Source organism: Bacillus sp. UMB0893, from assembly GCF_002858905.1.
GTDB lineage: Bacteria > Bacillota > Bacilli > Bacillales > Bacillaceae > Bacillus_P.
Genome location: NZ_PKLB01000003.1, coordinates 62,292 through 86,279, shown reverse-complemented (window position 1 = coordinate 86,279; position 23,988 = coordinate 62,292). Strand labels below are relative to the sequence as shown.

Genomic DNA, 23,988 nt, shown 5'->3' with positions numbered 1-23,988 from the left:
GGAATAAAATGAAATTGTTCACTTTAAGGTGTGAATAAGAAAGTTATTATGATAAAATACGAGTAATTAGGGTAAAACACGAACATTAAATGATAAATTTTATTTATTATTAATAAAAAAATAGATTGATGAATGATGTTCATAATGGTAGGATGTTAATAAGTAAGAAAGTTGCTAACATACATACTTTTCAGTTAGCTAGCTTCTTTTGTCAAAAATGTCAAAATGTCAAAGAATGTTATCTTTTAGTATGACCAGTTTTATAGAAAATATGAGCGAATGAGAGCAAGGGGAGAGACTGCTGGCGGCTTATTTAGATTACTTATCTGAGATGCCGCACCATGCAGCGCCGAAGGAGCAAACATCTGTGAATCTCTCAGGCAAAAGAACTCTTGCTTGACGCAACTCTGGAGAGAGTTTGTGAAAGCAGCAAACCACCAAAGGGGAAAGCCTTGTTATTTTGGCAAGGTAAACTTTCAGGTGCAAGGACAGAGACTTCCTTTTTTATAGGGAGTTCTCTGTCCTTTTTTTATACCATTTTGGGGAGGCAATGAATCATGACGGATTTAAAACGAACACCTTTATTTGATGTTTATAAAGAACATGGTGCAAAGACGATTGATTTTGGCGGATGGGATCTGCCCGTTCAGTTTTCTTCTATTAAAGAAGAACATGAGGCAGTCAGGGAAAGAGCGGGCTTATTCGACGTTTCACATATGGGTGAAATTGACGTTATGGGAAATGACAGTCTTGCTTTCCTTCAAAAAATGATGACTAATGATGTTTCCTTGTTAAAAGACGGCGGTGCCCAATATACTGCTATGTGCTACGAAGATGGAGGAACCGTTGACGATTTATTGATTTATAAAAAATCAGATACGCATTTTTTATTGGTAGTGAACGCTTCGAATATTGAGAAGGATTACAATTGGCTCGACTCGCACAAATTTGGAGACACAGAGTTACATAACATATCATCAGATGTTGCCCAGCTGGCAGTTCAGGGACCTTCAGCTGAATCAATTCTTCAAAAATTAACATCAACAGATCTAAGTGAAATTAAGTTCTTTAAATTTAAAGATGACGTTGAGATCAATCATGTAAAAGCTCTTGTTTCAAGAACAGGCTATACAGGTGAAGATGGATTTGAAATCTATTGTGCATCTGGTGACGCATCTTCATTGTGGGCAGCCATCCTTGAAGCAGGGAAAGAAGAGGGAATCCTTCCTTGCGGTCTAGGTTCAAGAGATACACTTCGTTTTGAGGCGAACCTCCCGCTGTATGGCCAGGAGCTTTCAAAGGAAATAACTCCGATTGAAGCAGGCATTGGGTTTGCTGTAAAACCAAATAAAGAGGCTGATTTTTTCGGAAAAGCGGTTTTAAAAGAACAGAAGGAAAATGGTACGGCTCGAAAGCTTGTCGGACTTGAAATGGTCGACAAAGGCATTCCCCGCCATGGATATGAAGTTTTTAATGGTGATGAACAGATTGGGGAAGTCACTACTGGCACACAATCACCTACTTTAAAGAAGAACATTGGCTGGGCCCTTTTGGAAAAAGATTTTGCAGAGCCAGGAACAGAGGTAGAGGTGCAAGTCCGTAAAAAGCGCTTAAAAGCAATCGTAGTGGCAACACCTTTTTATAAGCGACCAAAAAAATGAACGAGATTGAAAGGGGAACACATCCATGAAACATCGTTATTTGCCGATGACAGATCAAGATCAGCAAGAAATGCTTGATACGATCGGAGTATCTTCAATAGATGAGCTTTTTTCAGATATTCCTGAAAGCGTGCGTTTTCAAGGAGAATATAAGATTAAGAAAGCAAAATCAGAAACTGAACTCGTAAGGGAACTAAGCGGGCTTGCTTCGAAAAATAAAGATTTAAGAAGCAACGCATCTTTCTTGGGTGCGGGTGTTTATGATCATTACATGCCGATCATTGTTGACCATGTGATTTCAAGATCGGAGTTTTATACGGCGTATACTCCATATCAGCCTGAGATTTCTCAAGGCGAGCTACAAGCCATTTTTGAGTTTCAAACGATGATTGCAGAACTTACTGGCATGGATGCAGCTAATTCTTCTATGTATGATGGTGGCACTTCATTAGCTGAAGCGGCAATGCTGGCAGCTGGACAAACGAAAAAGAAGAAGGTCATTGTTTCTAAAGCTGTTCATCCAGAAAGCAGAGACGTTCTTAAAACGTATGCTAAAGGTCAATATATTGAGGTAGTGGAAATTCCAGTAAAGAATGGTGTTACAGATCTTGATGCATTAAAGGCGGAAATGTCAGAAGAAGTAGCTGCAGTTATTGTTCAATATCCAAACTTTTTTGGCCAAATTGAGCCGCTGAAAGAAATTGAACCAATTGCCCATACTGGAAAAAGCATGTTTATCGTATCTTCTAATCCGCTTGCGCTTGGGGCTTTAACTCCTCCTGGAAAATTTGGAGCTGATATTGTCGCTGGAGATGCACAGCCGTTCGGAATTCCAACAGCTTTTGGCGGTCCTCACTGCGGGTATTTTGCAGTCACTCAAAAATTGCTGCGTAAAGTCCCAGGCAGACTAGTCGGACAAACAACAGATGATCAAGGCCGACGCGGTTTTGTTTTAACATTGCAGGCGCGTGAACAGCACATCCGCCGCGACAAAGCGACATCTAACATTTGTTCAAATCAGGCTCTGAATGCACTGGCTGCTTCTGTTGCCATGACAGCACTTGGCAAAAAAGGTGTAAAAGAGATGGCAATGCAAAACATACAAAAAGCAAATTATGCAAAGATGGCATTTGCTGCGCATGGAGTTGAAGCTGCATTTGATGGAGCCATTTTTAATGAATTTGTCATTAAATTGAACAAACCGGTAAAAGAAGTAAATGCACAGCTTATTGAAAAAGGCATCATTGGCGGTTTTGATTTGGGAAGAGTGTATCCGGAGTTTGAAAACCATATGCTCGTAGCTGTAACAGAGCTGCGCACAAAAGATGAAATCGATTTATTTGTTAAGGAATTGGGGGATGGACATGAATAATCAAGATCAGCCATTAATTTTTGAACTGACAAAATCAGGCCGAACAGGCTACAGTCTGCCTTCATTAGATGTCCCTGAAGCATCAGCGGAGGAATTGATTCCAAGTGAATATTTGCGTTCTGAAGAAGCTGAACTGCCGGAAGTTTCAGAACTGGATATTATGCGGCATTATACAGCTCTATCAAATCGGAACCATGGTGTTGATTCAGGTTTTTATCCCCTCGGATCCTGTACGATGAAATATAATCCTAAAATCAATGAAAATGTTGCGCGTATGGCCGGTTTAGCTCATATTCATCCTCTGCAAGATGAAAGCACAGTTCAAGGTGCACTTGAGCTTATGTATGATCTTCAGGAGCATCTTATTGAAATTACAGGTATGGATGAGGTTACGCTTCAGCCTGCTGCAGGAGCTCATGGTGAGTGGACCGGACTAATGATGATCCGCGCTTATCATGAAGCAAACAAAGACAATAAGCGTACGAAAGTAATCGTTCCTGACTCAGCTCACGGCACAAACCCGGCTTCTGCAACAGTTGCGGGCTTCGAAACCATCACGGTGAAGTCGAATGATCAAGGATTAGTTGATCTTGAAGATTTGAAACGTGTTGTTGGGAATGATACAGCTGCACTAATGCTGACAAATCCTAATACACTTGGACTTTTTGAAGAGAATATTTTGGAAATGGCGAAAATCGTCCATGATGCTGGGGGAAAGCTATATTATGACGGTGCCAATCTAAATGCTGTTTTAAGTAAGGCACGCCCAGGAGATATGGGATTTGATGTCGTTCATTTAAATCTTCATAAAACATTTACGGGTCCTCACGGAGGCGGCGGCCCTGGATCTGGTCCTGTTGGAGTAAAAGCTGATTTAATTCCGTATTTGCCAAAACCAGTTTTGGTGAAACGCGATAATAAATATACATTTGATTATGATCGTCCTCAGTCTATTGGCCGTGTGAAACCTTTCTACGGAAACTTCGGCATCAACGTCCGTGCTTACACGTATATCCGAACAATGGGACCTGATGGATTAAAAGCTGTGACAGAATATGCGGTATTAAATGCAAACTATATGATGAGAAGACTTTCAGATGCGTACGATCTGCCTTTTGACAGACATTGCAAGCATGAATTTGTACTCTCAGGAAAACGTCAGAAAAAATTAGGTGTTCGTACACTCGACATCGCAAAACGGCTGCTGGATTTTGGTTATCATCCGCCAACTATTTACTTCCCATTGAATGTTGAAGAATGCATCATGATTGAGCCTACTGAAACAGAATCAAAAGAAACACTGGATTCCTTTATTGATGCAATGCTGCAAATTGCAAGAGAAGCAGAAGAAAATCCTGAAATTGTTCAGGAAGCACCTCATACAACAGTCGTCAGCCGGCTTGATGAGACAACAGCAGCAAGAAAGCCGATTTTGCGTTACCAAAAACAATAAGAAACAAAAAAGGATTCGCCATAAGCGGATCCTTTTTTCAAGAGATAAGAAAGTATAAGAATTTGCGCATTGATGGCGAGCGGAATCGCCCAACTCCTCGGCCAGAACAAACCGGACTTTTCTGCCCGATTCCTATCTGTCATGCCTGCGCTAAACGGGCGCTTGCGCTTATCTTATATACAAATAATAAAGTCTGCAGAACAGTATGCAGACTTTATCTCATTTTTTCGCTTTTATTTTACCGCCCCAGCCTTTAAAGCCGCCTTTTAATGTAGATATGTCGTTGTAGCCTTTTCTTTTAAGCATCTGAGCTGTACGTCCGCTGCGCACTGTATTTTGACAGTAAATAAAGACAGGCTGATCTTTGCGGATTTCTTTATGTCTTTGTCTCATTTGCGATAAAGGAATATTTCTTGCACCAAGAATATGTCCGCCATCAAATTCATTTGGCTCACGCACATCTATTAACTGAGCTTTTCTGTATCCGGCACGGAATTCTTCTTCCGTTAATGTTTTCATAATTTTACGCTGATAGAAATATGAAAAAATGGTGTAGGCTGCTAATGTACCTAATAAAATCAATAAAAAAATCCATGTTGTCAAGCTGACCCGACTCCTTTATACGCTACTTTTCTAATGTTAAGTTCCAATGAACTTGATACTTATTTGACAAGTACTATTATATATAAGCTTAAACAAATTGTCATCTATGAATAAGACATAATTATTTTCATCCGGTCCTTCTTTTTGATAGACTAGGTTAGGCGAAGAAAAATAATTACATAACTAATAGTTGAAAATGAGGGCTGATGATGACGAAGGAAATTTGGAGATTTATTGACTCAGGCAATTGCTCTCCCTCCTTTAATATGGCTTTGGATGAGGCGTTGCTCGATTGGAATAGCGAAGGAATCATACCTCCGACGATCCGTTTTTATGGATGGAACCCAGCAACACTTTCTGTGGGGTATTTTCAAAAGGTGGAAAAAGAGATCAACCTCGAAGCAGTAGAAAAGTATGGCTTAGGCTTTGTCCGGAGACCTACTGGCGGCAGAGGCGTATTGCATGATCAAGAGCTGACATACAGCGTCATAGTATCAGAAGAACATCCAGACATGCCAAAAACGGTAACTGAAGCCTACAGAGTGATATCTGAAGGGGTTTTGCAAGGGTTTAGGGAGCTTGGCTTGGATGCCTATTTTGCAGTACCGAAAACAGAGGAAGAACGGCAAGGCTTGAAAAATCCCCGTTCTGCCGTTTGCTTTGATGCACCATCATGGTATGAACTTGTTGTTGAGGGAAGAAAAGTAGCAGGAAGCGCCCAGACACGTCAAAAAGGAGTTATTCTCCAGCACGGATCCATTTTGCTGGATTTGGACGAAGAAAAGCTTTTCAATCTGTTTAAGTACCCGAGTGAACGGGTTAAAGAACGGATGCAAAAGAATTTTAAAAACAAAGCTGTTGCTGTTAATGCTGTGCGAGCAACCCCTGTTACGATTGCTGAAGCGAAAGAAGCTTTTAAAAAGGGCTTTGAAAAAGGGCTTGATATCACACTTGAATCCTATACATTGTCCGATAAAGAACAGGCATATGTAGAAAAAATAGCAAGAGAAAAGTACAGTACGGAAGAATGGAATTATAAACGATAAGCGACGAGTTTAATTGTCGCTTTTGTTTAATTTTTTGATATTTTTAATAAATTCCTTAATTTTCTAGCTTTGTGCTGTTCGAAGATTTTGCAACCGACAAATTTCTTCAAAAAAAGCGATTAATGAGTTCTTATCTTCTTTTTCCTCATTATTTCAGCTTTGTTTATGCAGTTTTCAATTTGACAAAATAAAATCATTTTGAATTTCGATCAATATATAGTATTATCAAACAAAAACGAAGTACTATATATTGATATTTAGAAGATGATATGATAAATTAATCAAGTAAAAGATAGATAGAGGAGTTGTTTGAATGACCGTTGCCCTTAATGAAAACTTAAAACTTGATGTGGACAAACTGAACCACGATATTTCTTTGTTTCCCCAAGTTCACCCAATAACAGAAGATATGAAATTGACTCACAAAGGTGTATCTCGTTTAGTCATGCTTGACCGATACACGTTTAAAGACACAGAAAAGCTGACGCTGTCAAAAGGTGATTTCGTTGTTCTGACGATCAAAGAAGATCCTAAATTCCCGGCTAGAGGACTTGGCTACATCCTAGAGATTGATTGGCAGACAAAAATGGCAACTGTTCAAGTTGAGGAAGAATACCGCCATTCTCTTGATAAGCCTGAAGAGATTGAAACAGGAGTCATTCTTCGCTCATTAGATGTGATAGAAAAGCCGCTTGAAGTCTACTATGAGCAAATTGCAAAAAGAAATGCTACTGGACTTGCATCTGTTGAGACAACTGAAGAGAAGCGCCAGGAATGGTTTCAAAAATTCTATCAGGAATTAGTCAGCATGAACTTTATTCCTGCAGGACGTGTGCTGTACGGAGCTGGGGCAGGAACTGACGTTACCTACTTCAACTGTTATGTGATGCCATTTGTCCAAGATTCAAGGGAAGGCATTTCAGAACACCGCAAGCAAGTCATGGAAATTATGAGCAGAGGCGGCGGAGTTGGCACGAACGGATCAACACTTCGTCCAAGAAATACGCTTGCACGAGGAGTGAACGGCAAATCCTCAGGCTCTGTATCATGGCTTGATGATATAGCAAAGCTGACTCATCTTGTTGAGCAGGGCGGATCCCGTTAAAAAATAAGTCCACACGGCGGGATTAAAATCTCGTGAATTGCTGGAACACCCTAAAGCTTTTTCAACCACAACGTGACTGGCAACAGTGAGCGTGAAGGTTTAAAAATGAAAAAGATATACAATGGGCAATCAGCAGCGAAGCGTCTTTGGAAATGAAGACGAACGTTCAGAGACTATTGAAAACACCTTTAAATACGTGGTGTGAGTAAATCGGGAGAGCATTCTTCCGAGGCGCGAGACAAAGCCTTTAATAAAGGTTTTGATGATAGAGTCCGAACTCATGTGAAAACATGAGAGCCAGGCAGAAATGACCTGGCCCCTCTAGAAAAGAGGAGTAACAATTTGCGTGGCGCCCAAATGATCATGCTTGCCGATTGGCATCCTGACATTATTGAATTCATTATTTCAAAAATGCAGAATCCTCGCATTTTACGCTATTTAATAGAAAATACGAATGACGATACAATCAAAAAATACGCTCAGGAAAAATTAAAGTTCAAACCGCTGACAGAGCAGGAAACCGCGATGTACCAGAGCATTATGAACTACAAACAAATTCCGGGCTTAGGCGGATTTAATGAAAAAATCATTAAAGATGCAGAGCTGAAGCTGGTTACTGGAGGAACATACAGCGTTCATAACTCTGAATTCCTTACAGGTGCCAACATTTCAGTCACATTAACAAAAGACTTTATGGATGCTGTTGAAAATGATGAGGAATATGAACTTCGCTTCCCGGATGTTGAGAGCTATGATGAAGAGCAAATGAAAGCTTACAACGAAGATTGGCATAATCATGGAGATGTTCGTGAATGGGAAAAGCTTGGCTACAAAGTCCGCACATACCGTAAAATTAAAGCAAAAGAGCTTTGGAACTTAATTAACATCTGTGCGACCTATTCAGCAGAGCCAGGCATTTTCTTCATTGATAATGCGAACGACATGACGAATGCAAAGGCTTATGGTCAGAAGGTAGTAGCAACAAATCCGTGTGGAGAACAGCCTCTCGCACCGTATTCTGTCTGCAATCTCGCAGCAGTAAATCTTGCTGAAATGGCAGATAAAGAGAACAAAACGGTTAACTTTGAAAAACTGAAAAAGACTGTAGAAGTCGGTGTTCGCATGCAGGACAACGTAATAGATGCTACACCTTATTTCTTAGAAGATAACAAAAAACAAGCTTTAGGCGAACGCCGCGTAGGACTTGGTGTTATGGGCTTGCACGATCTTCTGATCTACTGTGAAACAGAGTACGGCTCAGAAGAAGGCAATCAATTAATCGATCAAGTATTTGAAACGATTGCTGTAACGGCTTATAAGGCTTCTGTGGAGCTTGCAAAAGAAAAAGGAAGCTTCCCATTCTTGACTGGTGAAACAGAAAAAGAAACAAACCGTTTACGTGATGCATTCACAAAGACAGGTTTTATGAGCAAAATGCCGGCTGATCTTTTAGATGAAATTAAAGAATACGGCATTCGAAACTCACATTTATTAACTGTAGCTCCAACAGGCAGCACAGGGACAATGGTTGGCGTCTCCACTGGTTTAGAGCCTTACTTCTCTTTCTCTTATTACAGAAGCGGAAGATTAGGAAAGTTCATTGAAGTGAAAGCGGATATCGTGCAGGAATATCTGGATCAGCATCCAGAAGCAGATCCTGACAATCTGCCTAAATGGTTTATTTCAGCAATGGAGCTCAGCGCAGAAGCTCACGCGGATGCACAGTGTGTGATTCAGCGCTGGATTGACAGTTCAATCAGCAAAACAGTCAATGCACCAAGAGGATATACGGTTGATAAAGTTCAAAAAGTATATGAACGTTTATATAAAGGCGGAGCAAAAGGCGGAACGGTTTACGTTGACGGAAGCCGTGACACGCAGGTTCTTACTTTAAAAGCGGAGGAAAATACGTTCTCTGAAAACGAAGAGGCACCTGCTCAGGATAAGGGAAAAGTCGTGCTTGTAGATACGATTCAAGCATTAAGATCAACAAATGTGACAATCGGGAACGAAGTAGGTAATACGTGCCCGGTTTGCCGCGAAGGTACGGTTGAAGATATCGGCGGCTGTAATACATGTACGAGCTGTGGTGCACAATTAAAGTGTGGGCTATAACAGAGAGAGCTGGATTTCCAGCTCTTTTCTTTTCGGGTTTTAAATCGAAGGCTTCCTTGTCATTGAATATAAACTAGTGTACACTTGTAATGATTTCCTATGTATTGAACGTTTTTTTGGAGGGGACCATATGCCAACACCAAGTATGGAAGATTATATTGAACAGATTTACATATTAATAGAAGAAAAAGGGTATGCCCGCGTATCTGATATTGCGGAAGCTTTATCCGTTCATCCCTCCTCAGTAACGAAGATGGTCCAAAAACTTGATAAAGATGAATATCTCATATATGAAAAATACCGTGGACTCATATTAACGCCGAAAGGCAAAAAAATTGGAAAACGCCTTGTTTATCGCCATGAACTGCTTGAACAATTCATGAGGCTGATTGGCGTGGATGAAGAAAAAATTTACAATGATGTAGAAGGCATCGAACATCATCTCAGCTGGAATGCTATTGATCGCATTGGTGATCTCGTGCAGTTCTTTGAAGGAGACGAAACAAGAGTTGCAGCTCTGCGTGCCATTCAAAAACAAAATGAACAAGACAGCGATTCTTAAAAAGACGAGGGTGAACAATAGCCCTCGTCTTTTTTAAGTTGTTGGAACGTAGATAATATTGCGAATCGATGTCTCGGCTTTTCTGCCTGCAAGGGCGCTTGCGCTTTTCTTATATTATTGGATTAGTGAAGCATGAATCCATCATAAATATCAAAGGTCTATTTCCTGCATACTCATCTTACAATGTAAGATAGGGAGAAGGGGGGGAACTTCTTTGTACATTGATGGCGTCTTCTCTGGCGGCGGAATAAAGGGTTTTGCACTTATTGGATCATATCAGGCAATTGAGCAGAGAGGGCTGCAATTTATCAGGGTTGCAGGAACCAGCGCTGGATCAATCATTGCTGCTTTTATTGCTGCAGGATATCGCAGCGATGAAGTCGAAAGAATGATGGATGAAATAGAGATTGGTAAATTATTAGATAAAAATCCATCCATTCTTCCGTTTAAATTTATGAAATGGATTAATATATATTGGCGGCTTGGGCTATATAAAGGTGTAAAGCTTGAAGAGTGGATAGCCGGCAAGCTGAAAGACAGGGGGGTTTCTACATTTGGAGATTTAAGGCACGGGTCACTGAAAATAATTGCTTCTGATCTTACCAACGGAAGAATTATTGTTTTGCCTGATGATTTGCCCAGGTACGGCCTAATTCCAGAACGATTTTCTGTTGCAAGAGCTGTTCGAATGAGCTGCAGTCTTCCCTATTTTTTTGAGCCTGTTAAACTGACAACTTCCAGTGGAACCAATATCGTTGTAGATGGCGGTGTATTAAGCAATTTTCCAATATGGCTTTTTAAGGAGAAGAAATCTATTCAAGCACGACCTGTTCTTGGGGTGAAATTGAGTCCGAGGGAAGAAGAGAGACCAAGAAACAACATACGCAACGCCATTGAAATGTATGGCGCTCTTTTTGAAACAATGAAGGAGGCGCATGATGCCCGTCATATTGCAAGCAGACATGAAAAGAACATAATCTTCTTGCCAGTGGAAAGTATTCTGACGACAGAATTTGACTTAACTGAACAAAAAAAACTAGCTCTCATTGAGCTAGGAAGAAGTCGTACTGAATTATTTTTGAAGAAATGGACGTATTAAAAGGTTTTCAATAGGTTGTTGTTTCGCTCAGAAATTTATTTCCGCGTAAACTGACTTTAAATATCAAGTTATGAGCTTTTTAAAAAAATGCCCTGCTTTTCTTTTTTCCTTTTTTCCCTTCAATGACCGTTAAATGAGATGCTTGTTTCTTTTTCAGGGCAGTCGATGTTTTGCTGCTCTTTTTTGGCGTTGAAACACTTTTCAAATGGGAGCCGTTTGAATTGCGCTCACTGAAACGTTTTTTAGATTGTTTAGCAGCTTTCGAATATGAGGAGGAGTCTTTCCCCATTTTTTGTTTAGTAAAGTAACGAACAACAAAAAAGATGATGGCTAGAACAATAACGAATATCAGCATTTCTCTAAATAGGAATGCGGGTCTGTTGATCAGCGTCAAGATAAACCCAATTCCTCCAAGAGCTAACACAATCATCACAAATGGATTCATACGATTTTTCATGAGTCCACCTCCCAAGATGAAAATGAATTAATGAAGTTCAGCTTATACAATTTGCTCAGTTTTTATACCTTCTTCAGTTTCTTTTTCCATTCGGAGCAATTCATTGAAGCTTGCAATTGCTACTTCGACTTGGTCATTACCTGGTTCTTTTGTTGTCAGCAGCTGAAGACTTAAACCGGGATAGCCTAACCATTTTAATACCGGAACATCTCTTAATTTGTTTGTGAATTGCAGGACTTCAAATGAAATGCCGATGACGACTGGAATCAAGGCAAGTCTGTTTAATACACGTACATATAAAGGTTCTGTTGGTACGAGCATATAGACAAATACCCCGACGATGACTGTAAATAAGAGAAAACTGCTGCCGCATCGATAATGCAGACGGGTTTGCTTTTGGACATTTTCCACTGTTAATGGCAGAGCATTTTCATAACAATTTATGACTTTGTGTTCTGCACCGTGATATTGAAAGACACGCTTAATCAGCGGAGTAAACGATATTGCGTAAATATAGACCAGCAGAAGAATTAATTTGAAAAACCCTTCAATTAATATTTGTGCGAAATCAGAAGAGAATACAGGTCTTGTAAGCTCTGCCAGGAAGAGCGGGACTAAAGTGAAAATGAATTTTCCAAAGAGAAAGGAAAGGACACCGATTGCTGCAACACCTAGAAGCATGGTAAGCTTTGATTCTTTTTTAGGCTGATTTAAAATATCATCCTCGGCAGGATCGAGATCGTACCGTTCTGTGGAAAAATTCAAGTGCTTTGTTCCATTTGCGCTTGCTTCTATAATAGCTGCGATGCCGCGAATAAATGGAATCTTTTTTAAGCTTGTCATCATACTGCTTGATTTTCGCGGTAATCGAAGATACTCAATTTCCTTATTTTTGCGCCTGATTGCCGTAACATAATGATGCTTTCCGCCAAACATGACGCCCTCTACCACTGCTTGCCCGCCATATGCAGGCTTGTTCTGCTTTGACATGTTTCACCAACCTACCTATCTATTCTCTTTTTTAAATGATTTTAAACTAAGGGTGAAGAGAATGTTATGTTTATATTCTACATAAAAACAAGATAAACCTCTAGGCAGTTGTATTTAATTCTTTGTGAACTTCATCATTTTTACTAGTATATCCTTCGATTCTTTTACTAGACATTTGTTTTTGTTTAAAATTAGCTGCCAATCCTATTACCCAAGCTGGATTTCCTTATTATGCATGATGGATCATGTCATGTGTACATACTAATAGCAGGAGGTGTACATATGTCAGATGATTTTCAGTCAAATTCTGCCGGTGAAAAAGAAAGGGATCCAGATAAGCCAGGTGAATCAATTCCTTTTATTGTCAGAGTAATGTTCACTGGATTTGCCGGTGGTGTTTTCTGGAGTTTGCTCGGTTATTTAGCTTATGCATTAAACCTTACAGAGATCAGCCCGAATTTACTTCTGCAGCCATTTATTTTAGGGGATTGGAAAAATGGTGTGCTCGGAAATTTTGTTGCTGTTTTCGGCATCGGACTTCTGTCGATTGTGGCTGCCCTCATCTACTTTTTTGTGCTGAAAAGATTCTCATCCATGTATGTGGGTCTTGCCTATGGAATTGTATTGTGGGCGCTTGTTTTCTTTCTTCTCAATCCAATTTTTCCAAACTTAAAATCTGTTTTTGAGCTTGATCGGATGACTTCAGTGACTACAATCTGTTTATACATCTTATATGGAGTTTTTGTAGGCTATACCATTTCCTTCGAGCATAATGAAATAGTAAGCAAAAAAAATGCTCAAGCGCATTCCCAACATTAAGGAAAGTCATCAGCAATTATGGTAGAATGTTCATAAATTGAACATTCTATTTTTTTGTCGTATATTAATGTATTCGTTTTCTGCTTAGCAGTCAGGGGCAGCTCTTTAGACCTTCCTGCACAAGCTGACCTTATGTTGAAGGGTATCGTACAATAAAGGGCGGATTGTCAGAACTGAACAAGGTGCTGCGCATTTCTTAAAAGGGAGTTTTTAGATGCGACATTTTTTAATTATTAATGGACCAAACCTCAATCGGCTGGGACTTAGGGAACCAGATATTTATGGAAGCAAAACCCTTACTGACTTAGAACGGGAACTGATGGTTTTTGCAGAAAAACAAGGTTTTCAGGTTACGTGTTTTCAATCTAATCATGAAGGGGATCTCATCGATGCTATTCATGAGGCTGATGAGCAATATGATGGAATCGTGATGAATCCCGGTGCCTTCACCCACTACAGCTATGCAATAAGAGATGCTATTGCAAGTGTTTCACTCCCGGTTATTGAAGTGCACATCTCAAATGTACATAGCCGTGAATCTTTCCGGCATCAGTCTGTAACAGCTCCTGTAACAGCTGGACAGATTATCGGTCTTGGTTTCCATGGTTATCAATATGCTTTACTCGCTTTATATAATAGGATGGGGGAGAAATGATATGAAGCTTGAAAAAATGAGAAACAGATTAAAAGAACTTGATGTGGATGGAATTTTTATTACGAGCAGTTATAACCGCCGTTATATGACAGGTTTTACAGGCTCATCAGGTGTTGCACTTATTACTGATTCCAAGGCTGTTTTTATTACCGATTTCAGATACACAGAGCAGGCTGCGAAACAGGTGGAAGGCTTTGAGATTGTTCAGCACAAAGGTCCAATCCTTGAAGAGGTAGCAGTTCAAGCAGAAAAAATGAATATTAAACGACTGGGTTTTGAACAGGATGATTTATCCTTTGCTTCTTATTCAGCATACAAGGCAGCATTAAAAGAAATCGAGTTTATTCCTGTGTCTGGTGCGGTAGAAAAGTTACGCTTGATTAAGTCTGCAGCAGAGATTAAGATATTAAAGGAAGCTGCGGAGATTGCAGATGCTGCATTTAAGCACATTTTAACCGTTATTCGCCCAGGCATAAGAGAAATCGAAGCAGCGAATGAACTTGAATTTTTTATGCGAAAGCAGGGGGCTGTTTCTTCATCATTCGATATTATAGTTGCATCAGGACACCGTTCTGCATTGCCGCATGGTGTAGCGAGCGAAAAAGAAATTGAAAAAGGCGATTTTGTAACGATGGATTTTGGCGCATACTACAAGGGATATTGTTCAGATATTACAAGAACGATTGCTGTAGGAGATCCAAGTGATGAACTGAAAAAGATCTATTCAATTGTACTTGAAGCACAGCTGCGCGGAATGAAAGGAATTAAAGCTGGCATGACTGGTATCGAGGCAGATGCACTCACCAGAGATTATATTTCTGAGAACGGCTACGGGGAATATTTCGGCCATTCAACAGGGCATGGTCTTGGAATGGAAGTGCATGAAGGTCCGTCACTTTCCATGAAATCTGAAACAGTACTTGAACCGGGCATGGTTGTAACAGTTGAGCCGGGCATCTATATTCCACAGCTTGGCGGAGTGCGTATCGAGGATGATACAATCGTAAAAGAAGCTGGCAATGAGTCTCTAACTCATTCTCCAAAAGAGCTTATCATTTTATAATGAAAGCTTCCAACTGATAAAAAGCAAGATTTACATAGGAGGAACACAAATGATTTCAGTTAATGATTTTCGTACTGGTTTAACAATTGAAGTGGACAACGGCATTTGGCGTGTAATGGATTTTCAGCACGTAAAACCAGGTAAGGGAGCTGCATTCGTTCGCTCAAAACTTCGTAACCTGCGCACAGGTGCTGTACAGGAAAAAACGTTCCGTGCAGGAGAAAAAGTAGCGAAAGCTCAAATTGAAAACCGTAAAATGCAATACTTATATGCAAATGGTGATCAGCATGTATTTATGGATACAGAATCCTACGATCAAGTTGAATTATCTGAAGCTGCAATTGAATATGAATTGAAATTTTTAAAAGAAAACATGGAAGTTTCAATCATGATGTTCGGAAGCGAAACACTTGGTGTTGAACTGCCAAATACAGTTGAATTAGAAGTTGTTGAAACAGAACCTGGCATTAAAGGCGATACAGCTTCAGGCGGAACAAAACCTGCTAAGGTTCAAACTGGCTTAGTTGTTAACGTGCCTTTCTTCGTAAATGAAGGAGACGTTCTTATTATTAATACTACTGACAGCTCATACGTATCAAGAGCGTAATTTAGAAAAGCGGAATCGCCCGTTTTGCGCAGACACGAAAAGCCGAGGAGTTGGGTGATTACGCTCGCCATCATTGCGCAAAATCATATACTTTCGTATCACTTTAAAAAACTCCATCTGGCTCAGATGGAGTTTTTTGTTATTTAGGAAATAATAAAAGGTAATTGGTTGTGGAAAATAAAATAAAGTTATCTGCGTCCAGCTACAGCGCCTAACTCCTCGGTCAGAACGGATCTGCCAGTCAAGTCAAAACCGGACTTTTCTGTCAGCTCCTTTTCTGCCTGTCGGAGCTGACCAAGGCGCATCCTCTATTGTTCTATCCTTAAATATTGGCTGCGTCTGAAAGGCTTGTCCTTGCTCCTCTTTTCTTTTCCCCGTTTTAAAAAGAAATACTGCAGGAAGGAAGATATAAATCATAATTCCAAGTACCCATTGCAAATAGTTATATAATTCATAAGCTTCTACTCCAAATCCCATGACACATCCCCCTTTCTTCTAATTATTATTAAATCTGAAAATTCTGTCAAGAATTCTTTTTGTCTAATCATCCTTCTCTCCTCATAAGTTTTAGTAATAAACATGGAGGAGGACAAGATGAAACACTACCTCGCTAATTTAGATCCAGCTGTAAGGTCAATGGCTCTTTTACGGTTTTTATCTGCAAGCATTGAAATGACGGCAGCTATTTTGATGCTCGTTTTTAATGATGTGAGGAAAGCCGTATTAATTAATTCCTTGTTAGCTATCGTTGGTCCCATCATTTTCATTTTGACAATGACAATCGGAATTTTTCAGATTGCCGAACAGCTTTCCTATGCAAAACTTATTTTTATCGCAATCGGCGTAGCCTTTATATTAATTGGCGTTTACAAGTAACTTTAAAGTCATATTGTGTCCAAGCTGGCATAAACATTAGAGTATCAAGAGAACTATGCAAGGAGGAAGCCAATTGGACGAGATTTTCGAGCTGCTTCCTGAAGCAATTAGAAATCAAATTCAGAACCTGCCGCAGGGAGCTCTGGATAAAATGGAGGAAATCCGCATCAGGATTTCAAAAAGAGTAGAAATTGTGATTTCAGGCGAGCCTGTGTTTTTACCATGCAGAGCGACGCATCAAGATGGTATTTCTTTATTAAATGAGTTAAGCCAATACTCGATTTACACGTTAGAGGAAGAGCTTAAGCGAGGGTTTATTACGATTCAGGGAGGACACCGTGTCGGTTTGTCCGGACGTGTGATTACTGAAAATGGTTCAGTAAAAGCAATCAGAAATGTGACTTCCTTTAACATTCGGGTTGCAAGACAGAAACTTGGAATGGCTGAACCTTATATTCCAAGCTGTTATGACAAAATATGGCTTAACACACTGATTATAGGGCCTCCGCAAACAGGAAAAACAACACTTCTCCGTGATTTCGCCAGGATTATGAGTACAGGAAAAAGCAGCATTCCATCCGTTAAAGTTGGAATTGTCGATGAACGGTCAGAAATTGCAGGGTGCATTAATGGAATTCCGCAGCATGAATTCGGCGAGAGAGTGGACGTGCTTGATGCATGTCCGAAAGCTGAAGGGATGATGATGATGATCAGATCAATGAGTCCCGAAGTTCTGGTAGTAGATGAGGTTGGAAGAATGGAAGATACAGAAGCTATTTTAGAAGCCGTGCATGCTGGTGTCGGACTATTCATTTCAGTTCATGGGCATTCTCTGGCAGATTTGCTTTCCCGTCCGACCATTAAGCCGTTGCTGGATCACGGAATCTTTAAACGCTATTTCGAGCTATCTAGATCTAGAGGACCAGGAACCGTTCAAAGAATATTGGACGGAGACCATCGTCTATTAAAAAATGAAATGAGTATTCCTTCATGATTAAAATACTTGGTGCTGTTTTTATCTTGCTGGCGACAACATGGACAGGTTTTGAAGTGGCTAGACACATAAGCGAGCGTCCGAGGCAGCTAAGACAGCTTAAGGTTGCGCTGCAGGCTTTAGAAGCTGAAATTATGTATGCCCATACACCGCTAAAGGAAGCTGCCGCGACTCTTTCAAAACAAATGCCCAAGCCGCTTTCCTGGTTCTTTGAAGAGTTTTCCAAACGCTTATCAGCGGGACATACGAGCGTCAAGGCTGCTTGGGAAAGCAGTCTTCAGGAAGTTTGGCGCATGACCGCTTTCAAGCAGGGTGAATATGAAATATTAAAGCAATTTGGAGAAACGCTTGGCCAGCATGATATTTCCTCACAGCAAAAGCATATCCGATTAACCTTGACACATTTGGAAAGAGAAGAAGCAGACGCGCTTGATAAACAAAGCCGTTATGAAACAATGCTTAAAAGCTTAGGTTTTTTATCTGGATTATTGCTCGTTATTTTATTGATGTAGCAGTCAGGAGGATTACATGCAATGGGAGTAGATGTAAATATCATTTTTCAGATAGCTGGAATTGGAATTGTAGTAGCCTTTCTTCATACAATACTCGATCAAATGGGAAAGAAAGAGTATGCACAATGGGTCACATTGCTTGGATTTATATATATTCTGTTCATGGTAGCTTCCATTGTTGAGGATCTCTTCCAAAAAATAAAATCAGTCTTCCTTTTCCAGGGCTAGGGGGGCTTAGCGATTGAAATTATTCAGATTGTCGGACTTGGTTTAGTCGCTACTTTTCTTGCTTTGATTGTAAAAGAACAAAAGCCGACATATGCGTTTATGCTTGTCGTCTTTGTCGGCTGTGTCATCTTTTTATTTCTCGTTGATCAAGTTTCCCAAATCATTACGATGATTGAAAAAATAGCGCTGAATGCAAATATAAACATGATGTATGTCGAAACCATCTTGAAAATTATTGGAATTGCCTACATTGCTGAATTTGGGGCACAAATCACAAAGGATGCTGGACAAGGCGCCATTGCCTCAAAAATTGAGCTTGGCGGAAAAATCCTGATTCTTGCAATGGCTGTTCCAATCTTGACCGTTATTATCGAAACAATTATTAGTTTTATACCAGCATAATAGTGAGGTTTTTAAGGGGTGAGTAAAATGAAAAAAGGAATCATTGCTATCTTTTTTCTTTTCTTTTTATCTCCTGTCATTGTACAAGCTTCTCCCCCTCCACCGCATCAGGATTTAGTTGATCAGCAAATAGACAAGCTCGGAATTCAGGAAATCAAAAAATTCTGGGATGACATTATGACAGAGTATGGAGGGTATCTTCCAGAGAGTCAAAAGGGAAGCTTGCTTCAATTTTTAAATGGAGAAAAGGAATTATCCTTCCAGGAATGGACAAAAGCGCTTTTTAAATATATTTTCCACGAAATTCTTGCAAACGGTAAATTGCTTGGCACCCTCATTCTGCTGACGATATTCAGTATGCTTTTGCAGCTGCTGCAGGATGCTTTCAGCCAGAGTACTGTAAGCAAGGTGGCTTATGCACTTGTCTATATGGTGTTAATAATTATTGCCCTGAATAGTTTTCATATTGCGATTGACTATACAGTGGAAGCCATTCGAACAATGACTAGCTTTATTTTGGCTCTCATCCCCCTGCTTCTTGCATTAATGGCGTCATCCGGTGGACTAATATCAGCGGCGTTTTTCCATCCTGTCATTCTTTTCCTCATGAACACAAGCGGGGTTTTGATTGAAAAGATAGTTCTTCCGCTTTTATTCCTGTCAGCGCTGCTCAGCATTGTAAGTACATTGACTGATCAATACAAAGTGACTCAGCTTGCACAGCTTCTGCGGAATATAGGAGTTGGCCTGCTTGGTACATTTCTTACCGTTTTTCTGGGAGTCATTTCAGTCCAAGGCGCATCAGCTGCAGTTTCTGACGGTATGGCGATCCGAACGGCTAAATTTGTGACAGGCAACTTCATACCAGTACTTGGGCGGATGTTTACAGATGCCACAGATACAGTCATAAGTGCTTCTGTGCTATTGAAAAACACCGTTGGAATTATCGGGGTGGCCATCCTGCTCTTAATTGCTGCATTTCCGGCAATAAAAGTACTGACGCTTGCCTTTATCTATAAATTTACCGCTGCACTGCTGCAGCCCCTGGGCGGAGGACCCATTATTAAATGCCTCGATATTATAAGCAAAAGTGTCATCTATATTTTTGCAGCGCTCGCCATTGTCTCGTTAATGTTTTTTTTAAGCATAACCGTCATTATCGCGGCTGGAAATATTACCATGATGGTGCGTTAGGGGGAAGCAAGCATGTCTTTTTTAACAGAGTGGATTGCGAATATCATTCTTTTTATTATGCTTGCCGTCATCATTGACTTGCTTCTTCCTAATTCAGCGATGCAAAAGTATGCCAAGATGGTCATCAGCCTTCTGCTCATTGTCATTATCCTTACACCAATCTTTCATTTATTATCAGCAGACATCAATTCTCTCGTAGCTGAACTTCAGTCAGAAAACCCCTCAAACGAAGAAGAAATAAAAAATTTGATAGATTTGCAGAAAAAAGAAATACAAGCTTCAAATGATGCATATATTTTAGAAAACATGGCTGTCCAATTAAAAGAGCAGGCAAAAGAGGAGCTGGTGCGAAGCTATGATCTAACGATTAAAAAAGTCTCACTTTCAGTAGATGAGTCCTTTGAAGGGAATCATGAAAAACTTCTTGGAATTAATGTTTTTGTTGAAGCAGCAGAAAAAGGTTCTGCAGCAATAGAAACCATTCAGCCAGTAGATATAAATTCTTCAGAGAAGTCGGAGCCTGAAAAAGAGATAGATCAAGCATCAGAGATACAAGAATATTTAGCTAATATTTGGGAGATCGAACCTGAGAAAATATCCTTGAAGATGGACGGGGGGGGAGGGCAGCACAAATGAGTGATTCAAAGAATTTATTTCATAAAATAAAAAATTTATTAAGTTTAGAAGGCGGAAAAAAACCTGCCAAGTATCATTATTTTTTAATCGTCCTGGCTCTTGGAATCGGATTTATGCTTGTCAGCAATCTTCTTTCAAAGGACACCAGTTTAACTCAAATAGAACAAGTTTCCGGTCTAACATCTTCCTCAGATAAAGATACCGATGTTTTTAAGCCCTCTGGAGACGAGGGGGGGACAGGATCGATCGATAAATATGAGCAGGAATATGAAAATCAACTAAAAGAAGCGCTGGAGTCTATGGCAGGCATTGAGAACGTTACGGTTGTTGTCAATGTGGAAGCAACATCAGAACAAGTTCTTGAAAAAAACACCGTGACTCAAAACCAGACGACAGAAGAAACAGATCCTCAAGGGGGAAAGAGGACAGTTGATGATGGTAATACAGAAGAATCAGTTGTCATTATCCGAAAGGGCGAACAGGAAACTCCGATTATCCTGCAAACGAAAAAACCTGAAATTAGAGGAGTGCTTGTTGTAGCAGCGGGTGCTGATAACATTCAAATAAAAAAATCAATAGTTGAGGCGGTAACAAGAGTGCTGGGAGTCCCCAGCCATCGTGTTGCAGTGGCAGCTAAAAAAGGGAAATAAAGGAGGATTCATGAATGATGCTGAAAAAACAAACGGTTTGGTTATTAACAATGTTAAGCTTAGTTGTTGTTCTGTCTGTTTACTATATTACAACTCCTGAAGAAACGAAACAGGATGTAGCTCTAACCGGTGCCGAAGCTGAGAAAGGGGAAAAAGCTGAAGCTGCGAAAGACATTGGAAAAGAAGTAACTGAAGATGAAAAAGGGGAAGTAACTGTAGAAGAAGCGGAAGATGGGACAGTTGTATCTGTCTCAAATGATGATCTGTTCGCAGCGATTCGTATGCAGCTGGAAGACTCAAGGAATGAAAGAAAAGAAAATCTTGAAGATACAATTGTCAGCAAAGATGCTTCTGCAGCAGAAAAAAGTGCAGCCAAAGATGAAATAAATGCGATTGACGAGGCTGATGCAACAGAAGAAATGCTTGAAACTTTTATAAAAGCAAAAGGATATGATGATGCACTTGTCCGCATCGATGGCCAGAAAGTTCAAGTAACGGTTAAAGCGGAAAAAAGTTCTAAAACTGAAGCAAATAAAATTATTCAGCTAGTAAGCAGTGAAATGGAAGATATGAAGGATGTAGCCGTTACCTTACAGCCGTCAAATCAGTAAACATCTTGTTCCCGCCGTGCGTTTGCACAGCGGGAATTTTTCTTTTCTGGCTGTAAACGTTTCATATTTTACAGATTTAACTTATAATTTAAAGTAGTCTCACATTTTAAGATCAACTAGAATAGGAAAGAATTAATATTGAATTATATCACCCACCTGTCGTAAGATGTATAATATAGGACTACGTTTTAGTACTAGACTATAATAAGAAAAGCGGAATCGCCCGTTTAGCGCACGCATGACAGATAAGAATAATGGCCAGGATTTGATTTATTGATGTCAGGCCTAGGAGTTGGGCGATGGAGCTAGACATGTATGCAGAACACCATTTATACTTTCTTAATCACTAAATTAAGATGGTCAAAATCATCAAGAATTTGAATAGGGGTGCCAACAGATGTTGAAGATACAAGAAATCAGAGAACTGATCAAACTCATTGACCAGTCTTCCATTGATGAATTTATGTATGAGCATGAAGGTTCTAAAATTAAATTAAAAAAACGTTCAGATGAACTTGAGAAATCTGTTAGTCAAGTTGTTGCAATGCCGGCTGGAGAACAATACTTGCAGCCTGTGCCGCAAGCAGCTCAAGCACTTCAGGAAGTAAAAGCGGAACCTAAGAAAGAAACGGAAACAGCTTCTGTTCAAGAAGAGGAATTACATAAAATCACATCCCCTATGGTCGGAACATTTTATGCCGCATCATCACCTGAGACGGACGACTATGTGAAGGTTGGTTCGAAGGTTACTGCAGATTCAGTCGTTTGTATCGTTGAAGCGATGAAATTGTTTAATGAAATTGAATCAGAAGTAAAAGGCGAAATCGTTGAGATTTTAGCTGAGAACGGGCAGCTTGTAGAATACGGCCAGCCATTATTCCTTGTTAGACCAGAGTAAGGAGAGAAACTATGATTAACAAATTGCTTATTGCAAATAGAGGAGAAATTGCGGTACGGATTATCCGGGCATGCAAGGAGATGGGGGTAGAAACGGTTGCAGTTTTCTCTGAAGCTGATAGAGACTCTCTGCATGTTCAGCTTGCGGACGAAGCATTTTGCATCGGGCCGACAGCTTCAAAGGACAGTTACCTAAATTTTACGAACATCATAAGTGTAGCAAAACTGACCGGAAGTGACGCGATTCATCCTGGATATGGATTTCTTGCAGAAAATGCAGATTTCGCAGAGCTTTGTCATGAATGCAATATTATTTTCGTCGGTCCCAGTGCAGACGCTATTTCTAAAATGGGTACGAAAGATGTTGCCAGGGAAACGATGAGAAAAGCGGGAGTGCCGATTGTCCCAGGTTCACAAGGGATCATTAAAGACAGCGGTGATGCAGTCTCATTGGCAAATGATATTGGCTATCCGGTTATTATCAAAGCGACAGCAGGCGGCGGAGGTAAAGGAATCCGGGTTGCGAAAACAGAGCAGGAGCTGATTAAAGGCATTCAAATTACTCAGCAGGAGGCTGCAACAGCATTTGGCAATCCTGGAGTCTATATTGAAAAGTTCATCGAAGACTTCAGACATGTAGAAATTCAGGTGATGGCTGACTCGCTTGGAAATGTCATTCATTTAGGAGAAAGAGACTGTACCATTCAGCGTCGTCTGCAAAAACTGCTTGAAGAAACGCCTTCTCCTGCCTTATCAGCGGAAATGCGCGAAACAATGGGTAGAGCTGCAGTGAAGGCAGCAGAAGCAGTGAATTATACAGGTGCGGGTACAGTTGAATTTATTTTTGACTACCGGGAAGACAAATTCTACTTTATGGAAATGAACACGCGCATTCAAGTAGAACATCCTGTCACAGAGATGGTAACAGGAATTGACTTGATTAAAGAACAAATAAAGGTCGCTTCTGGCGAGACGCTGTCTGTTAAACAAGATGAAGTCACTTTTAATGGCTGGGCGATTGAATGCCGCATAAATGCGGAGAACCCAGAGAAGAATTTTATGCCTTCACCTGGTAAAATAGAAATGTACTTGCCGCCCGGCGGACTAGGTGTTAGAGTTGATTCAGCAGTGTATCCGGGCTATTCCATTCCGCCTTATTATGATTCCATGATTGCTAAACTAATTACATATGGATCTACACGGGATGAAGCGATTGCCAGGATGAAACGTGCACTTGGGGAATTCGTAATTGAAGGAATTCATACAACGATTCCTTTTCATCAAAAACTGCTCGAAAACGAAACGTTTGTTTCAGGTGATTTCAATACTAAATTTTTAGAAATCCATAAAGTAATGGAAGCTTGAAAAATATATGGAGGTG

26 protein-coding genes, 1 pseudogene and 1 riboswitch are annotated in these 23,988 nt (G+C 40.2%); of the genes and pseudogenes, 23 read left to right on the top strand and 4 right to left on the bottom strand.

Features of this window, described 5'->3' with window-relative positions; translation table 11 throughout:
• Nucleotides 1–279: 279 nt before the first annotated feature.
• Nucleotides 280–402: riboswitch (glycine riboswitch) on the top strand.
• Between the two features lie 155 nt (nucleotides 403–557).
• Genes gcvT through gcvPB form a run of 3 tightly spaced genes read left to right on the top strand, consistent with a single transcriptional unit; the run spans nucleotide 558 to nucleotide 4,486 of the window.
• Nucleotides 558–1,661 (top strand): glycine cleavage system aminomethyltransferase GcvT, encoded by a 1,104-nt coding sequence (gene gcvT, locus CYJ36_RS08280; RefSeq protein WP_101566703.1) that lies wholly within the window; start codon nucleotides 558–560, stop codon nucleotides 1,659–1,661.
• A gap of 25 nt (nucleotides 1,662–1,686) precedes the next feature.
• The gene (gene gcvPA / locus CYJ36_RS08275) at nucleotides 1,687–3,033 is read left to right on the top strand and encodes an aminomethyl-transferring glycine dehydrogenase subunit GcvPA (protein ID WP_101566702.1); all 1,347 of its coding nucleotides are present in this window, start codon (nucleotides 1,687–1,689) and stop codon (nucleotides 3,031–3,033) included.
• Nucleotides 3,026–4,486, top strand: coding sequence for an aminomethyl-transferring glycine dehydrogenase subunit GcvPB (gene gcvPB, locus CYJ36_RS08270; protein WP_101566701.1), 1,461 nt, complete (start codon nucleotides 3,026–3,028; stop codon nucleotides 4,484–4,486). The genes gcvPA and gcvPB overlap by 8 nt, the downstream gene beginning before the upstream one ends.
• A gap of 219 nt (nucleotides 4,487–4,705) precedes the next feature.
• Here gcvPB and CYJ36_RS08265 read toward each other — a convergent pair whose 3' ends face one another.
• Nucleotides 4,706–5,077 (bottom strand): rhodanese-like domain-containing protein, encoded by a 372-nt coding sequence (locus CYJ36_RS08265; protein WP_257962441.1) that lies wholly within the window; start codon nucleotides 5,075–5,077, stop codon nucleotides 4,706–4,708.
• Nucleotides 5,078–5,298: 221 nt separating this feature from the next.
• Between CYJ36_RS08265 and CYJ36_RS08260 the strand changes: the two genes are divergently transcribed.
• The 5 genes and pseudogenes from CYJ36_RS08260 (at nucleotide 5,299) to CYJ36_RS08240 (ending at nucleotide 11,016) form a co-directional block, all read left to right on the top strand.
• Entirely contained in the window at nucleotides 5,299–6,135 is an 837-nt protein-coding gene (locus CYJ36_RS08260; protein ID WP_101566700.1) for a lipoate--protein ligase family protein, read from the top strand.
• Between the two features lie 313 nt (nucleotides 6,136–6,448).
• Nucleotides 6,449–7,237: pseudogene (locus CYJ36_RS08255) on the top strand (ribonucleotide reductase N-terminal alpha domain-containing protein); the annotation flags it as partial.
• Nucleotides 7,238–7,552: 315 nt separating this feature from the next.
• Complete coding sequence (locus CYJ36_RS08250; RefSeq protein ID WP_374702795.1) at nucleotides 7,553–9,355, top strand: vitamin B12-dependent ribonucleotide reductase; 1,803 nt, start codon at nucleotides 7,553–7,555, stop codon at nucleotides 9,353–9,355.
• Between the two features lie 130 nt (nucleotides 9,356–9,485).
• Nucleotides 9,486–9,917, top strand: coding sequence for a transcriptional regulator MntR (mntR, locus tag CYJ36_RS08245; RefSeq protein ID WP_101566698.1), 432 nt, complete (start codon nucleotides 9,486–9,488; stop codon nucleotides 9,915–9,917).
• Between the two features lie 214 nt (nucleotides 9,918–10,131).
• Nucleotides 10,132–11,016 (top strand): patatin-like phospholipase family protein, encoded by an 885-nt coding sequence (locus CYJ36_RS08240; protein ID WP_101566697.1) that lies wholly within the window; start codon nucleotides 10,132–10,134, stop codon nucleotides 11,014–11,016.
• A gap of 79 nt (nucleotides 11,017–11,095) precedes the next feature.
• Here the strand turns inward: CYJ36_RS08240 and CYJ36_RS08235 are convergent, their stop codons facing one another.
• Together CYJ36_RS08235 and CYJ36_RS08230 are read right to left on the bottom strand one after the other, a co-directional pair.
• Nucleotides 11,096–11,473, bottom strand: a complete 378-nt coding sequence (locus CYJ36_RS08235) for an SA1362 family protein (RefSeq protein ID WP_101566696.1) — start codon at nucleotides 11,471–11,473, stop codon at nucleotides 11,096–11,098.
• A 42-nt stretch (nucleotides 11,474–11,515) separates the two neighbouring features.
• Nucleotides 11,516–12,463 (bottom strand): DUF1385 domain-containing protein, encoded by a 948-nt coding sequence (locus CYJ36_RS08230; RefSeq protein WP_101566695.1) that lies wholly within the window; start codon nucleotides 12,461–12,463, stop codon nucleotides 11,516–11,518.
• A gap of 282 nt (nucleotides 12,464–12,745) precedes the next feature.
• On the opposite strand from CYJ36_RS08230, the gene CYJ36_RS08225 reads away from it, so the two are divergent.
• From CYJ36_RS08225 to efp, 4 genes are all read left to right on the top strand, one after another.
• Nucleotides 12,746–13,282 (top strand): YqhR family membrane protein, encoded by a 537-nt coding sequence (locus CYJ36_RS08225; protein ID WP_101566693.1) that lies wholly within the window; start codon nucleotides 12,746–12,748, stop codon nucleotides 13,280–13,282.
• A gap of 214 nt (nucleotides 13,283–13,496) precedes the next feature.
• Complete coding sequence (gene aroQ / locus CYJ36_RS08220) at nucleotides 13,497–13,937, top strand: type II 3-dehydroquinate dehydratase (RefSeq protein WP_101566691.1); 441 nt, start codon at nucleotides 13,497–13,499, stop codon at nucleotides 13,935–13,937.
• Between the two features lies 1 nt (nucleotide 13,938).
• Nucleotides 13,939–15,000, top strand: a complete 1,062-nt coding sequence (locus CYJ36_RS08215; protein ID WP_101566689.1) for a M24 family metallopeptidase — start codon at nucleotides 13,939–13,941, stop codon at nucleotides 14,998–15,000.
• Between the two features lie 49 nt (nucleotides 15,001–15,049).
• Entirely contained in the window at nucleotides 15,050–15,607 is a 558-nt protein-coding gene (gene efp, locus CYJ36_RS08210; protein WP_101566687.1) for an elongation factor P, read from the top strand.
• 246 nt (nucleotides 15,608–15,853) lie between these two features.
• On the opposite strand, the gene CYJ36_RS08205 is transcribed toward efp, so the two are convergent.
• Nucleotides 15,854–16,084 (bottom strand): hypothetical protein, encoded by a 231-nt coding sequence (locus CYJ36_RS08205; protein WP_101566685.1) that lies wholly within the window; start codon nucleotides 16,082–16,084, stop codon nucleotides 15,854–15,856.
• 117 nt (nucleotides 16,085–16,201) lie between these two features.
• On the opposite strand from CYJ36_RS08205, the gene CYJ36_RS08200 reads away from it, so the two are divergent.
• The 11 genes from CYJ36_RS08200 (at nucleotide 16,202) to accC (ending at nucleotide 23,972) form a co-directional block, all read left to right on the top strand.
• A complete protein-coding gene (locus CYJ36_RS08200; protein WP_101566683.1) occupies nucleotides 16,202–16,483 on the top strand; it encodes a YqhV family protein in 282 nt (93 codons plus the stop codon).
• A 73-nt stretch (nucleotides 16,484–16,556) separates the two neighbouring features.
• Nucleotides 16,557–17,477 (top strand): stage III sporulation protein AA, encoded by a 921-nt coding sequence (gene spoIIIAA, locus CYJ36_RS08195; RefSeq protein WP_101566681.1) that lies wholly within the window; start codon nucleotides 16,557–16,559, stop codon nucleotides 17,475–17,477.
• On the top strand, nucleotides 17,474–17,989 hold the full coding sequence (gene spoIIIAB, locus CYJ36_RS08190; RefSeq protein ID WP_101566679.1) for a stage III sporulation protein SpoIIIAB: 516 nt from the start codon (nucleotides 17,474–17,476) through the stop codon (nucleotides 17,987–17,989). The genes spoIIIAA and spoIIIAB overlap by 4 nt, the downstream gene beginning before the upstream one ends.
• A gap of 21 nt (nucleotides 17,990–18,010) precedes the next feature.
• Nucleotides 18,011–18,217 carry a stage III sporulation protein AC gene (gene spoIIIAC, locus CYJ36_RS08185; RefSeq protein ID WP_029279768.1) on the top strand — a complete coding sequence of 69 codons (207 nt, stop codon included), beginning with the start codon at nucleotides 18,011–18,013 and terminating at the stop codon, nucleotides 18,215–18,217.
• A gap of 12 nt (nucleotides 18,218–18,229) precedes the next feature.
• On the top strand, nucleotides 18,230–18,619 hold the full coding sequence (spoIIIAD, locus tag CYJ36_RS08180; RefSeq protein ID WP_224768358.1) for a stage III sporulation protein AD: 390 nt from the start codon (nucleotides 18,230–18,232) through the stop codon (nucleotides 18,617–18,619).
• A gap of 27 nt (nucleotides 18,620–18,646) precedes the next feature.
• Nucleotides 18,647–19,813: a stage III sporulation protein AE gene (gene spoIIIAE, locus CYJ36_RS08175; RefSeq protein WP_101566675.1), complete on the top strand. Its 1,167-nt coding sequence runs from the start codon at nucleotides 18,647–18,649 to the stop codon at nucleotides 19,811–19,813.
• Between the two features lie 12 nt (nucleotides 19,814–19,825).
• On the top strand, nucleotides 19,826–20,449 hold the full coding sequence (gene spoIIIAF / locus CYJ36_RS08170) for a stage III sporulation protein AF (RefSeq protein WP_101566673.1): 624 nt from the start codon (nucleotides 19,826–19,828) through the stop codon (nucleotides 20,447–20,449).
• The gene (spoIIIAG, locus tag CYJ36_RS08165; RefSeq protein WP_101566671.1) at nucleotides 20,446–21,099 is read left to right on the top strand and encodes a stage III sporulation protein AG; all 654 of its coding nucleotides are present in this window, start codon (nucleotides 20,446–20,448) and stop codon (nucleotides 21,097–21,099) included. The genes spoIIIAF and spoIIIAG overlap by 4 nt, the downstream gene beginning before the upstream one ends.
• A 17-nt stretch (nucleotides 21,100–21,116) precedes the next feature.
• Entirely contained in the window at nucleotides 21,117–21,710 is a 594-nt protein-coding gene (locus tag CYJ36_RS08160; RefSeq protein WP_180850217.1) for a SpoIIIAH-like family protein, read from the top strand.
• Nucleotides 21,711–22,107: 397 nt separating this feature from the next.
• Complete coding sequence (accB, locus tag CYJ36_RS08155; RefSeq protein WP_101566667.1) at nucleotides 22,108–22,608, top strand: acetyl-CoA carboxylase biotin carboxyl carrier protein; 501 nt, start codon at nucleotides 22,108–22,110, stop codon at nucleotides 22,606–22,608.
• 11 nt (nucleotides 22,609–22,619) lie between these two features.
• Nucleotides 22,620–23,972 carry an acetyl-CoA carboxylase biotin carboxylase subunit gene (gene accC, locus CYJ36_RS08150; protein ID WP_101566665.1) on the top strand — a complete coding sequence of 451 codons (1,353 nt, stop codon included), beginning with the start codon at nucleotides 22,620–22,622 and terminating at the stop codon, nucleotides 23,970–23,972.
• Nucleotides 23,973–23,988 lie beyond the last annotated feature (16 nt).